Source organism: Comamonas sp. E6 (assembly GCF_001010305.1).
Classification (GTDB): Bacteria; Pseudomonadota; Gammaproteobacteria; order Burkholderiales; family Burkholderiaceae_C; genus Comamonas; species Comamonas thiooxydans.
This window is the reverse complement of the sequence record NZ_BBXH01000026.1, coordinates 20,382-32,943: the sequence shown is the minus strand read 5'-3', so window position 1 is coordinate 32,943 and position 12,562 is coordinate 20,382. Positions and strand designations below refer to the sequence as shown.

The following is a 12,562-nucleotide window of genomic DNA, read 5'->3' as shown; positions in this document are numbered from 1 at the left end:
GCCATGTACACCGCCAAAGGCCAACTCGACCGCGACGCGCTGATTCGTCAGCATGTGCCGCTTGTGCGTCGGATTGCCTTGCACATGATCGCCAAACTGCCGCCGAACGTCGAGCTGGATGATTTGATCCAGGTCGGCATGATCGGTCTGGCCGAAGCGCTGTCGCGCTTCGAGAGCGAGCAAGGCGTGCAATTCGACACCTTCGCCAGCCAGCGCATCCGTGGCGCCATGCTGGACGAACTGCGCGAAGGCGACTGGATGAGCCGCAGTTCGCGCAAAAGCCAGAAGGAAATAGAGCAGGCGCTCAACCGCCTGGAGCAGCGTCTGGGCCGGCCCCCGCTGGAGTCGGAAATCGCGGCCGAACTGGGCATGGCCCTGGACGACTATCAGTCCCTGCTGGGCAAGGTACGCGGCACGCAGCTGGTCTATCTCGAGGACATCGGCGGCGGTGACGGCGACGATGGCGATGACTATCTGGAGCGGCATGTGGCTGACTCGGGCGCAGACCCCTTTGCCTTGCTGCGCGACCAGCGCATGCGCTCGGCACTGGTAGAGGCCATCAAGGCCCTGCCGGAGCGTGAGCAATATGTGATGGGCATGTACTACGAGCACGATATGAACCTCAAGGAAATCGCCGCCGTGCTCGGCGTGACCGAATCGCGGGTCTGCCAGCTGCACAGCCAGGCCATCGCCCGCCTGCGCACCAAGATGCGCTCGCATTGATCACTTAAACGGCTCGCCAGGCGCGGGCCGTTCACTACAACAGAAGCCGCCGCGCTGACAGATTCCATCTGCCCACGCGGCGGCTTTGCTTTTGTGACGCAGCCTGGCTGCGTTCTGGTGCTTCGCTATCGATAGCTTGTGGCGTTCTACGACATTGGGTTCACGGATGCTTTGATCGATCATCCGTTGTCGCTGCAAGCAAAAAGCCCTGTCGCATCGCTGCAGCAGGGCTTTTGGTCTGAGTGGCTTTGCAATCAGTGCATCACATGCGGCTGACCGTCGAACATATGCTCGAAGCTGGCCAGCCAGGGCTCGGCCAGCACGCGAATCTGGGCATCGTTGCGCAAGATGCGCTGCATGATGCGCGCCTTTTCCTTGCGCAGTTCGGGCGCCAGCTTTTCGTCACGCGAGCGAAAGCGCAGTTGCTCGATCAGCACGGCACAAGTGCCCTCATAGCGCGCAACACCATCCCAGTCCTTGGCCTGGGCGGCTTGCAGCATCTTGGCGCTGCTCTCCTCTATGGCGCGGTAGAAGTCGATCAATGTGTGCTCCATTTTTTAGGCAGCAGCGGGTGCTGGTGCATTGGTTATTTCATTCCAGCCCTGTGCCACCGTGTTCACAAGGCCTGCGACTTCATCGACCATGCTTGCATCGTTGCGGGCATTGGCCAGGGTCAACCGGGTGGTGCAGTACTCATAGAGCGAGGCCAGGTTGCCGGCCAGCTCGCCCCCTTTTTCGCGGTCCAGCGCGCCCAGCAGACCTTCCTGCAGAATGCGCACCGCCTTGCCGATATGGCGCACTTTTTCATTGATATCACCGCGCTCGATCGCGCCGCGTGCCGCATTGATGGAGGCAAGCAGGCCATCAAACAGCATCTTGATCAACTGCTGAGGCGATGCGCTGTCCACCATGGATTGCACACCCACCTGACGGTAAGCCGACATTGCGCGCGCATTGGCTGGGGAAAACATCACAAAACTCCTTTGTTGCAGTTTCTCAAATTACTGTTTTGCTTATCGGCCGACTCAGGGGGCAATTAAGCCCTTTCTGCAGGCTTCAATAGCTTAGCTGCTGGACTTGTTCCATGCGGCTACTTGCTGGGCGACATAGGTATCCAGGGCTTTCAGGCTGGCCATCTGCGTATCCAGACGCGAATACTGGGCACGCACGCGCGCTTCGTAGGCTGTCACACGTGCGGTCTGGCGTTCCTGATCGGCCGTATTGCGCTTGAGCGCATTCTTGAGCGTCTCGTCCTTGGTCGAGAAGGTGCCGCCAGTGGCAAGCAGACCGCTTGTGAAATCCTTCATGCGCACTGCCAGGCCGTCCTGGTTGGCATCGGCAACGTCTGCGGTGAAGAACTTGGACATGCTCTCCGGGTCCTTGAGGGCCTTGTCCAGCTTGGTGTCGTCAATCTTGAGCGTACCGTCTGCCTGAAAGGCGATGCCCATCTGAGACAGGCTGTTGAACTCACCACCTTCTCCCCCTGGACCGGAGAGCAAGCGACGCAGCGCAGACTGCAGATTGATGGCGGTTGAATCGCCTTGCAAGGTACCAGCCGTCTTGCTGTCCTTGTCATAGGCGGTCATGGTCTTCAGGGCGCTGCTGAGTGCGTTATAGGACTCCACCAGATTTTTCAGCGCTGTCTTGGCCGTCGCCGTGTCATTGGCAATGGTGATGCGCACCGGAGCAGCATCTTTCGCAGACTTTTGCGCTACCGTCAGCGTCACACCCGCCGCCACCTCTTCAAACACATTGGTGTGCGAGGCCATGTCGATGCCGTTGATCTTGGCCAGAGTGTCCTGCGCCTCAACGGAACGCTTCATGGTCCCGTCGGTGCCGTTGTAAGCAAATTGCTGCAGCCCAGCGCCTTCGGCCTCCACCGAGAAGGCCGAGTTCACGCCTGTGGTCTTGGATTGCAGCACCAGGCGCTCGCCCGTGTGGTCCTTGAGCACGGTGGCGCTGACATCGCCCTTGGCGGCATTGATCTTGGCAGCAATCTTGGCCAGAGAGTCATCTTCTGCAGCGATTTCCACGCTGAAGCTCACATTCTTGCCATCCTTGGTATTGGGTGTCAGTCCATTGGTACCATAGGTTCCCATGGAAATGGTCAGTTTGCCTGGTCCGAGAGTGGTGCCGCTGGCCACCAGGCCGGAGCCAATGGTTTGACCTGCCGCCATCTGCGAAACTTCCACGTCATAAGTGGCTTGCACGGCGCTGGATGTTGCCGTACCTGTCACTTGAGTAGAGTTGGAAGAGGTCAGCGTATTGCCCAGCCAGGTCGCAGGCTTGGTCAGCTTGTCGATCTGGTCCTGCAGATTGGAGATTTGTGACTTGAGCTGGCTAAAGGCCGAGATCTGGGTATTGATGCCGGTGGCCTTGGTCTGCAGCGCGGCGATGGGCTTTGACTCCAGAGCCACCAGTTGCGAAACAATGGTTTCGACTTCCAGGCCGCTGCCAATACCGATTGAGCTGATTGCCATACAAAACTCCCTCTGCGCAGAACAGCAGGTATGTGGTACGCCTGGTCTGCGTCATTGAACAAACGGCGCCTTTGCGCCGTCTTTATGGACAGTACTACGCATTGTGTTTCGGCAACCCGAAACAGAACTTGAGTACGAAATGCCAGATGCCGTTATCAGCCTTGCAGCAGCTTGAGCACTTGCTGTGGCAGCTGGTTGGCCTGTGCGACCATGGCCGTGCCGGCCTGCTGCAGAATCTGTGTCCGGCTCAGGTTGGCGGTTTCGGTTGCGAAGTCGGCATCCATGATGCGGCTGCGAGAGGCAGAGAGATTTTCCGAGTTGACGCTTAGATTTTCCACTGTGGTTTCAAAACGGCTTTGCACTGCGCCCAGCGTGGCTCGTGCGCCATTGACCGCCTTCAAGGCCGCGTCCATCGCCAGGATGGCGTTATCTGCGTATTCCGCATCCAGCACATTGAGGTCGGAAAAGCCATTCTTTCCCGACTCTGCGCCAGTGAATCCGCGTGTCCCGCCAATATGCTGAGGACTGGACTCGTTGGTGGTGCCAACCGACAGGCCGGTTGCCGCTGCGATATCGGCGGGAGCCGTGGCAGGAGTGGTTTGAGGATTGGGAAGACCAATCACCACATCACCAGAGGAGGAAGTCAGCGACAGCGCGCCATTCACGATCGATGCCTGCACCTTGGGGGTGGTGCTGGCGGAATTGATCTGGCTCACGAGGTCGTTGATGCGGTTGCTTGCGCTTTCCTGTGCGGGAAGGCTCAATGTCACGCCATTGATCTGTACGCTTGCGGCAGGCATGCCGCCGGAAGTCACATTCTTCGCGGCATTGACGCTCAATGTTGCGTTGCCAAGGGCTGCGCCGGCAGATGGCGCGACCACGGCGCTGGCGGTCGTGTTGTTGACGATTTCGATCTTGCCGTTGACCACACTCACGGATACCGCGTTGGCGCCCAGACCATTGGGAGCGGCTGTGTTCAGTGCCGTCTGAATGCTGGTCGCCAAAGTATTTTTGGCTGTAGCTATTTCAGCTGCTGATGCTGGAGGCGACCCGACGGCGCCAACGGCCGGCACGTTGACAGCGGTGCCGCCATTGATGGTGAGCGTGAAGGTGTCGTAGGAGCCGTCAGGGTCGGGTTCGTTCAGGTTCCAGCTGGTTTTTGCGGGGACCGTCACGGGCGTGTTGCTGCCGGAGATGCTTGTTCCGGTCAGTTTCGAGGGAACGGCCACGCTGTCCCAAGTGCCCAGCGCATCCACATTGGCATTCACAATCGAGGAAATATCGATGGTCTGACCTTGATTGGCGCCGACCTGAAAGGCCATATTGGTAAACGAGCCATCGAGCAGATTGGTGCCGTTGAAGCTGGTCTGCTGGGCGACCCGGGTTACTTCGGCTTTGAGCTGCTGCACTTCCACGTCCAGGGCAGCACGGTCTTCCGCCGAGTTGGTGGCATTGCGAGCCTGCACAGCCAGTTCGCGAATGCGTTGCAGATTGCTGCCCAAGGAGCCCAAGGCACCTTCGGCGGTCTGCGCCAGGGAAATACCGTCATTGGCGTTGCGCATGGCAACCGTGAGGCCGCGCACCTGGGTGGTCATGCGCTCGGAAATGGCCAGACCGGCTGCATCATCCTTGGCGCTATTGATGCGCAAGCCCGAGGACAGGCGCTGCATGGATGTAGCCAGCTGGCTTTGGGACGAGCTCAGATTGCGTTGCGCATTGAGCGACTGGATATTGGTATTGATGATGGCTGCCATGGCGTGTGCTCCTGTTTCAAGCCAGTAAACCGGCGACGTACTAGCCGTTTTCACGACCAGCGACGGCGCTGGCCCACGTGACCGGAAACGTGGACGAAGTCTGGTATTCCGGGTACGAGGATTGTTGGAGCAAGCCATGCAGGACATAAGACCGATAAGAGGCCTAAAGTCCCGCCATTTTTGCAATTGACGGTTACATATAGGGTGCAGTTGGGCAGCAAAAAGGCCTCCCGAAGGAGGCCTGGCAAGGCGTTGACTGCCCCGGCGTTTGGCTGGCGCAGCTGCTTGATGCAATTAACGCAGCAGGGACAGCACGCCCTGGGGCAGCTGGTTGGCCTGGGCCACCATGGCGGTACCGGCTTGCTGCAGAATCTGCGAGCGGCTCAGATTGGCGGTTTCTGCAGCGAAGTCTGCATCGGTGATGCGGGACTTGGAGGCCGACAGATTTTCGCTGTTCACGCTCAGGTTGGAAACCACGGATTCAAAGCGGTTCTGAATGGCACCCAGGTCGGCACGTGCGGAGTTCACGGCCTTGAGAGCTGCGTCCATGGCCAGAATGGTGTCATCCGCACCTTCGGCGGTAGCCACAGAGATATCCTTGAAGCCCGTCTGGGCGGAACCGGCAACGACCTTTGTGGTCGCTACAGCCAAGCCTGTGCCTGTAGTTGTGCCGGTGACTGCAATATCCTTGTCGGACTTCAAGACCAGTGTGCCATTAACACTGGAGGCAACGACAGATCCATCCTTGAATTGGCTATTGATAGCAGTAGTCAATTGCGCCACACGGTCGGAATCCGAATAGGCGGCATCAACCACAATATCTTTGCCATTGATTTGCAGAGTGCCAGTATTAATTGCAGCGTAATTTGATCCAGCAGTGACGTCTGTCTTTGTCACATAGCTGGCGCCAGCAACTGCCAAGGGTTGAGCGGTCAGCGATTCGTTTTTGATAGAAACAGTACCAGTTCCTGTGGCGCCGGCAGTGGCTGTGACGCCCTTGATGCCTGCATCGTTGATCGCTTTCGTGATGTTCGCAGTCAATTGATCTTGTGCTTGAGCTACGGTGCGGGCGGATGCTCCGAGGCCAGTAACATTCAGCTCTGTACCGCCCACGGTAATTTTGAAATCTGCAAATGCTGCAGAAGCTGCAGTGGCATCTGCAGGTGCTGCAACGGTAAATGAACCTGCACCTGCGTTTTCAGTGCCTCCCAGCGCGCTGCTATACACAGAGGCCGGCTTGTCAACACTTGTCCAGGTACCCAGTTGATCGATCTTGGAGTTCTGGATGCTATCAATATTGATGCGCTGGCCTTGATTGGCGCCAACCTGGAAAGCCTGGGATGTGAAGGAGCCATCCAGCAGCTTGGTGCCGTTGAATGAGGTGTCGGTGGCAACGCGATCGATTTCGCTCTTGAGCTGGTCCACTTCCTTTTGCAGAGCTGCGCGGTCTTCGGTGGAGTTGGTGGCATTGCGCGATTGCACGGCCAGTTCACGGATACGCTGCAGATTGCCGCCGATGGTGCTCAGCGCGCCTTCAGCCGTCTGGGCCAGCGAGACGCCGTCATTGGCGTTGCGCTGTGCCTGGTTCAGGCCGCGAACCTGGGCGCTCATGCGCTCGGCGATGGCCAGACCAGCAGCATCATCCTTGGCGCTATTGATGCGCATGCCGGACGACAGACGCTGCATCGAAGTGGACAGCGAGGATTGCGAAGCACCCAGGTTGCGCTGTGCGTTGAGCGACTGGATATTGGTGTTGATGGTCATTGCCATGATGCGAACTCCTTGATGCGATCAAAACGTCGCCGCCACAGTGACCTGAAATATTCAGGGTGGGCGGCGGCGGCAGCCCAATCCAGCACCCCAGCCTGCAGTTCCTTATGTTTTGCTGCTGTGGCTCGCTGGTGACAGGGCTTTGTTTCCCTGTTGAAGCTGTTATCGGAGCCATCCCGCAAAAACTTTAGAGAGTTCTGCAAATATTTTTCGGGATGTAACAAATGCAGGGGCTTTGCCTTGCTTGCAGGCTGTTGAGTCTTCAAGTCGCTGCTTGGTTCGGAATTACCCTACATAACGGCGGCTAGCTGCCGATCTAGCTTCCAAACGCCCAGCTTTTTGCACCTATGGCGGGGCTTCTGCAACTTCACAATCGGCACCATGCTTGTTCTCATCGGTTATATCGTCGCCTTCGGCTGCATCTTCGGCATGTATGTGCTGCACGGCGGCAGCGTGGGCGTTCTTGTCAAGGCGCTGCCGTTCGAGATGGTGACCATTGGCGGTGGCGCCCTGGGCGCTTTCATCGTCAGCAACCAGCCCAAGGTGCTCAAGGCCACGGCCAAGGCGATTCCATCGGCGCTCAAGCCCTCGCGCTATAACAAGGCGCGCTATATGGAAGTGATGGCGCTTCTGTACGAGCTGCTGCAGAAGGCGCGCAAGGAAGGCCTGATGTCGATCGAGTCCGATGTGGAAGATCCGCAGTCATCGACGGTGTTTCAGAACTATCCGCAGCTGATGGCCGACCACCATGTCGTCGAGTTCCTGACCGACTATCTGCGCATGATGGTCTCGGGCAATCTCAACTCGCACGAGATCGAGGCGCTGATGGATAGCGAAATCGAAGCCCATCATGCCGAGGCCCATGCGCCGGTAATGGCACTGAATCGTCTGGCGGGCGCCTTGCCTGCCTTCGGCATTATTGCGGCCGTGCTGGGTGTGGTGAACACCATGGCTTTCGTGGGGCAGCCCCCTGCGGTGCTGGGCGGCATGATTGCCTCGGCCCTGGTGGGTACCTTCCTCGGGATCTTGCTGGCCTATGCGCTGGTGGAGCCCATGGCTGCGCTGCTCGAGCAGCGTGCCCAGGATGCGGCCAAGGAGTTCGAGTGCATCAAGGCGACGCTGCTGGCCAGCATGCAGGGCTACAACCCGGGCACGGCCATCGAGTTCGGTCGCAAGGTGCTGTTCTCCACCGAGCGCCCAGGCTTTCTGGAGCTGGAGTCGCACGTCAAGGGTAAGAAGTGATGAGTGCCCGCTCTCGCCGGAATCTAGTGATGGAGCGCTTCCATGGCTGACAAGAAGCTGCAGCCCATCATCATCAAGCGCGTCAAGAAGACCGCCCATGCCCACCATGGTGGTGCCTGGAAGATTGCCTATGCCGACTTTGTGACGGCGATGATGGCCTTCTTCCTGCTGATGTGGCTGCTTGGCTCGACCGCTCAGGGCGAGCTGCAGGGGATTGCCGCGTATTTCAATTCGCCGCTGAAGGTGGCCATGTCGGGCGGCAGCGGTGCGGGTAACAGCTCCAGCATCGTGCCCGGCGGCGGCAACGACCTCTCCAAGGTGCACGGCCAGGTGCGCCGCTCCGAGTCCGAAGACAATGCCAACCGCCGCTCCAGCCAGGCCATGGGCCGGTCCGATGAGTCCGCACGCGACGCTCAGCGTCTGCATGCGCTCAAGGCCAAGGTGGACAGCATGATTGCCAACAATGCGCGCCTGAACGAGTTCCGCTCGCAGATTCGCACGGAGATCACGCATGACGGCCTGATGATTCAGATCGTCGATGACCAGAACCGCCCCATGTTCGATAGCGGCAGTGCCGTGGTCAAGCCCTATATGCGCGACATCCTGCGCGAGATCGGTGCGGCCATGGGCAATGCGGAAAATCGCATCAGTCTCTCGGGCCACACCGATGCTGCGCCCTACGGCAATGCCGACCGCGGCTACAGCAACTGGGAGCTGTCGGCCGACCGCGCCAACGCCTCGCGCCGCGAGCTGGTGGCCGCCGGCATGCCGCTGGACAAGCTGGCGCGCGTGGTGGGCATGTCCAGCAGCGACCTGCTGCTGCCCGAGGAACCGCGTGCCGCGCAGAACCGCCGCATCACAATTACCGTGCTGACCAAGGAGGCCGAGCGCCGTGTGCTGGGCAACGACAAGGAGCGCAGCACGGAGCAGGTGACCAGTGCCGAGGAAGCTGCCAGTACGATCAACCAACCCAAGGCCCGGCGCGCAGTACCCAGCGCTGCCGACAAGCAGTCTCTGGATGCCAAGGAAGAGTTTGTTGTAACAAACCCTGAAGTTGCCACGGAGACTGTCGAAAAGCCTGACAATGCACGTCCAATGCCGGGAGGTTGACAAATTGTTACCATCACGGCTGAAAACTTGTTCCCACGCACCTATTCCGACCGAAAGGGCCTCTCGTGGCTAATGCCCTGCGATTTTTGATTGTTGACGACTTCTCCACCATGCGCCGCATCGTGCGCAATCTGCTCAAGGAGAGTGGCTTTGCCGATGCCGATGAAGCCGAAGATGGTGTGGTTGCCATCACCAAGCTGCGTGCTAGCAAGTTCGACTTTGTGGTGACCGACATCAATATGCCGAACATGAACGGCTTTCAGCTGCTGAGCGAAATCAAGCAGGATGAAAAGCTCAAGCATCTGCCGGTGCTGATGGTGACCGCCGAAGCCCGCAAGGAAGATATCGTGGCTGCCGCCCAGGGCGGAGCGGCCGGCTATATCGTCAAGCCCTTCACCAAGGCCACGCTGGAAGAGAAGGTCAATCTCATCATCAAGAAACTCGATCTCTGAGCCATGAGCAGCGACCAGGCTTCCGCCAACGTCCACTACAAGATTGGCGTGCTCACGCGCCAGTTGCATAACTCGCTCAATGAGCTGGGTTATGCGGATCGTTTGCGCGGCAGTGCGGGGGAGCTTCCCGATGCGCAAAGCCGTCTGTCCTATATCGCCCGTCTGACGGGGGAAGCGGCCAACAAGGTGCTGGGCCAGGTCGAAGTGACGCAGAATCGCCAGGATGCGCTGGCCGAGCGCACTCGCGCCATGCGTGCAGAACTCATCAAGGATCCTGTGGCCGCAGTGGCCAAGGGTCGCGTGATGAATTATCTGCAGGAGGTGGAAGAGGCTACGGAGCAGACCAATAGCCATCTGACCGAGATCATGATGGCTCAGGACTTCCACGACCTCACCGGTCAGGTGATTGCGCGCGTGGTGGCGCTGGCGGCCGATCTGGAGTCGCAGCTGCTGGAGCTGCTGATCCAGACTTCGCCGGATGCTGCGCAGGCACCGGCCCTGGCGCCTGTGGAGGCCGCGCAGCCCAAGCTGGCCGGCCCGGTGGTGGATCCAGAAAACACGACAGACGTGGTGACCTCGCAGTCCCAGGTGGATGATCTGCTGGCCAGTCTTGGTTTTTAAAAGCAATAGCTGCTTGCGCTTTGTAGATAAGCGTTTGAGCCCGAAAAGCCTGATCTTTTGAAAGGATCGGGCTTTTTTTATTGGGCGCTGCTGGGCGGGCAGGGCGCAAAAAGCCCGCATGTCATCACAACATGCGGGCAAGCCTTGGAGGGCAATCTGCCTTTTGAGCGATGTGCGGCGTTGCGCCGATCACACCTGCATATTCATCACATCGGAGTAGGCCTGCACCAGGCGGTTGCGCACATGCAGCGTGGCCTGAAAGCCGATCTGCGATTTTTGCATGGCCACCATGGTCTGTTCCAGGCTGACGGCGGGGTTTTCCAGCTGCACTTCGCGTTGCAGCTGGCCGGAATGGTTTTGAGCGGCGCTCACCGATTGCAGTGCATTTTGCAAAGCCTGGCCAAAGCCGCCGGCCACGGGCGCGGTGCCGGCGCTGCCGACCTTGGTGAGCTGGTTGCCCAGTTGGGCGGGGTTGATTGCAGGGATCTTCAGGTCCATATCTTTATCCAACTGGCTTGGTGAGTTGGAGGTGATCGTAGGTTTTTCGCTTGATCGCAGACGGGCAATAAGTGGGTGAATCGGCTCGCTTATCGGGGGAACGCCGCCGGCCCGAGTCCGAATAATCCACTGGACGCTAGACCTCGTGTGGGGTCTGACACCATGGAATCAAGATGTCTGCTGTAGCTGAAGTACCTGTCCCCAATGCCGTGCCCGGTGCCACGTATGCGCCCCGCCCTGCGCTCGCGCAGCGCTGGAATGCGCTCGACCGTGGCCAACGTCTTCGCTGGGGCGCGCTGGCGGCCTTGGTCGCTGTAGGCTTGGTGGCGGCTGCGGTGTTCTATCGCCAGCCTGACTACAAGCTGCTGTTCTCCAACGTCAGCGACAAGGATGGCGGTGCCATCGTGGCGCAGCTGACGCAGATGAACGTGCCCTACAAGTACAGCGAGGGCGGCGGCGCCATTCTCATCCCCGCAGACCGTGTGCACGATGTGCGCCTGAAGCTGGCCACGCAAGGCCTGCCCAAGGGTTCGGTGACAGGCTTCGAGCTGATGGAGAACAGCAAGTTCGGCATCACCCAGTTTCAGGAACGCCTCAACTTCCAGCGCGGCCTGGAAGGCGAGCTGACGCGCTCCATCCTGGCGCTCAATGCCGTGCAAAGTGCCCGCGTGCACCTGGCCCTGCCCAATCAGAACGGATTCTTTCGCGAGCAGCAGAAGCCTTCGGCTTCCGTGCTGCTGAGCCTGCATCCGGGCCGCATGCTGGACCGTGCGCAGATCGCGGGCATCGTGCATCTGGTCGCATCCAGCGTGCCCGAGATGGAGCCTTCGGCCGTGAGCGTGGTGGACGACACCGGCAAGCTGCTGTCGCAGTCGCCTGACGGCAATGCCAGCGGCGTGGACATGCAGCAGTTCCTCTACACCCAGCAGGTGGAGCAGCAATATGTGCGCCGCATTCTGGACATTCTGGAGCCTGTGGTCGGCAAGAACAATGTGAAGGCCCAGGTTTCGGCCGAGCTGGACTTCAGCCAGACCGAATCGACTTCCGAGCAGCATCGTCCCAACCAGTCTGCAGACGGCGGGGCCGTGCGCAGCCAGCAGGTGATGGAGACCAATGGCGAGAAGACGGCCACTCCACCTACCGGCGTGCCTGGCGCGACCAGCAATCAGCCACCTCAGAACTCCACCGCGCCCATCAACGGTGCCAATCCTGCGCCGCAGGCTGCTGGTGCAGGCCAGGGCAATGGCCAGGGCAACAAGCGCGAGTCCATCACCAATTACGAAGTGGACAAGACCGTCAGGGTCACACGTGGCAGCACCGGCACCGTCAAGCGCCTGACGGCTGCGGTGGTGGTCAATGCACCGTTGGCTGCTGCGGCCGGCACCGATGCCGCGACTGCGGCAACGGCAGCCGCAGTCAGCTCCGGCCTGCGCCCACTGACAGCCCAGCAGCAGGAGCAACTGCTCACGCTGGTGCGCGAAACCGTGGGCTATAGCGCCGACCGAGGCGACTCGGTGAACCTGGTCAGCGCTCCCTTCATGGACAGCGGTGCCGCTCCGGCCGAGTTGCCGATGTGGAAGGACCCCGAGATTCAGGCCATGGCCAAGAGCCTGGGCGTGCCGATTGCGCTGGCGCTGTTTGGAGCCCTGGTGCTGCTGGGCCTGGTGCGCCCCTTGCTCAAGGGACGCCATACCGGCCCCGGCGGCCAGCTCAATGCCATTGAAGCCGAGGCGCTGGATCGCCCCGCTCTGCCGGCCCCTGCGAAGGAGCTGTCTCCGACCAAGGAGCAGGAACGACTGGATCAGGCCCGTCATCTGGCCAAGCAGAACCCGATCGCGGTGGCGAACATCGTGAAGACATGGATTAACGGCGAGGGGTGACGAAGTCACCCCCTGAGGCGCGTTGCGCCTTC

The 12,562-nt window shown here is 59.8% G+C and carries 13 protein-coding genes; 6 read left to right on the top strand and 7 right to left on the bottom strand.

The genetic code is table 11. From position 1 onward, the window contains the following. Nucleotides 1-3 precede the first annotated feature (3 nt). Nucleotides 4-723, top strand: coding sequence for an RNA polymerase sigma factor FliA (locus CSE6_RS21300; RefSeq protein ID WP_003059180.1), 720 nt, complete (start codon nucleotides 4-6; stop codon nucleotides 721-723). A gap of 254 nt (nucleotides 724-977) precedes the next feature. On the opposite strand, the gene CSE6_RS21295 is transcribed toward CSE6_RS21300, so the two are convergent. From CSE6_RS21295 to CSE6_RS21270, 6 genes are all read right to left on the bottom strand, one after another. After that, nucleotides 978-1,277 (bottom strand): flagellar protein FliT, encoded by a 300-nt coding sequence (locus CSE6_RS21295; protein WP_003059178.1) that lies wholly within the window; start codon nucleotides 1,275-1,277, stop codon nucleotides 978-980. Between the two features lie 3 nt (nucleotides 1,278-1,280). Next, nucleotides 1,281-1,694: a flagellar export chaperone FliS gene (fliS, locus tag CSE6_RS21290; protein WP_034370206.1), complete on the bottom strand. Its 414-nt coding sequence runs from the start codon at nucleotides 1,692-1,694 to the stop codon at nucleotides 1,281-1,283. Nucleotides 1,695-1,787: 93 nt separating this feature from the next. Further along, on the bottom strand, nucleotides 1,788-3,203 hold the full coding sequence (gene fliD / locus CSE6_RS21285) for a flagellar filament capping protein FliD (protein WP_059441417.1): 1,416 nt from the start codon (nucleotides 3,201-3,203) through the stop codon (nucleotides 1,788-1,790). 155 nt (nucleotides 3,204-3,358) lie between these two features. Then, complete coding sequence (locus tag CSE6_RS21280) at nucleotides 3,359-4,957, bottom strand: flagellin (RefSeq protein ID WP_059441416.1); 1,599 nt, start codon at nucleotides 4,955-4,957, stop codon at nucleotides 3,359-3,361. Between the two features lie 294 nt (nucleotides 4,958-5,251). Next, on the bottom strand, nucleotides 5,252-6,727 hold the full coding sequence (locus CSE6_RS21275; RefSeq protein ID WP_059441415.1) for a flagellin: 1,476 nt from the start codon (nucleotides 6,725-6,727) through the stop codon (nucleotides 5,252-5,254). Further along, nucleotides 6,718-6,993, bottom strand: a complete 276-nt coding sequence (locus CSE6_RS21270; RefSeq protein ID WP_152668620.1) for a hypothetical protein — start codon at nucleotides 6,991-6,993, stop codon at nucleotides 6,718-6,720. Before CSE6_RS21270 ends, CSE6_RS21275 begins: the two co-directional genes overlap by 10 nt. A 115-nt stretch (nucleotides 6,994-7,108) precedes the next feature. Here CSE6_RS21270 and motA point away from each other — a divergent pair, with 115 nt between their 5' ends. The 4 genes from motA (at nucleotide 7,109) to CSE6_RS21250 (ending at nucleotide 10,152) form a co-directional block, all read left to right on the top strand. Beyond that, entirely contained in the window at nucleotides 7,109-7,969 is an 861-nt protein-coding gene (motA, locus tag CSE6_RS21265; protein ID WP_003059167.1) for a flagellar motor stator protein MotA, read from the top strand. Nucleotides 7,970-8,011: 42 nt separating this feature from the next. Beyond that, entirely contained in the window at nucleotides 8,012-9,079 is a 1,068-nt protein-coding gene (gene motB / locus CSE6_RS21260) for a flagellar motor protein MotB (protein WP_059441414.1), read from the top strand. A 65-nt stretch (nucleotides 9,080-9,144) separates the two neighbouring features. After that, on the top strand, nucleotides 9,145-9,531 hold the full coding sequence (gene cheY / locus CSE6_RS21255; RefSeq protein ID WP_003065483.1) for a chemotaxis response regulator CheY: 387 nt from the start codon (nucleotides 9,145-9,147) through the stop codon (nucleotides 9,529-9,531). 3 nt (nucleotides 9,532-9,534) lie between these two features. After that, complete coding sequence (locus tag CSE6_RS21250; protein WP_059441413.1) at nucleotides 9,535-10,152, top strand: protein phosphatase CheZ; 618 nt, start codon at nucleotides 9,535-9,537, stop codon at nucleotides 10,150-10,152. Between the two features lie 189 nt (nucleotides 10,153-10,341). On the opposite strand, the gene fliE is transcribed toward CSE6_RS21250, so the two are convergent. Next, nucleotides 10,342-10,650, bottom strand: coding sequence for a flagellar hook-basal body complex protein FliE (fliE, locus tag CSE6_RS21245; RefSeq protein ID WP_003065477.1), 309 nt, complete (start codon nucleotides 10,648-10,650; stop codon nucleotides 10,342-10,344). Between the two features lie 173 nt (nucleotides 10,651-10,823). On the opposite strand from fliE, the gene fliF reads away from it, so the two are divergent. Next, a complete protein-coding gene (gene fliF, locus CSE6_RS21240) occupies nucleotides 10,824-12,530 on the top strand; it encodes a flagellar basal-body MS-ring/collar protein FliF (RefSeq protein ID WP_059441412.1) in 1,707 nt (568 codons plus the stop codon). Nucleotides 12,531-12,562 lie beyond the last annotated feature (32 nt).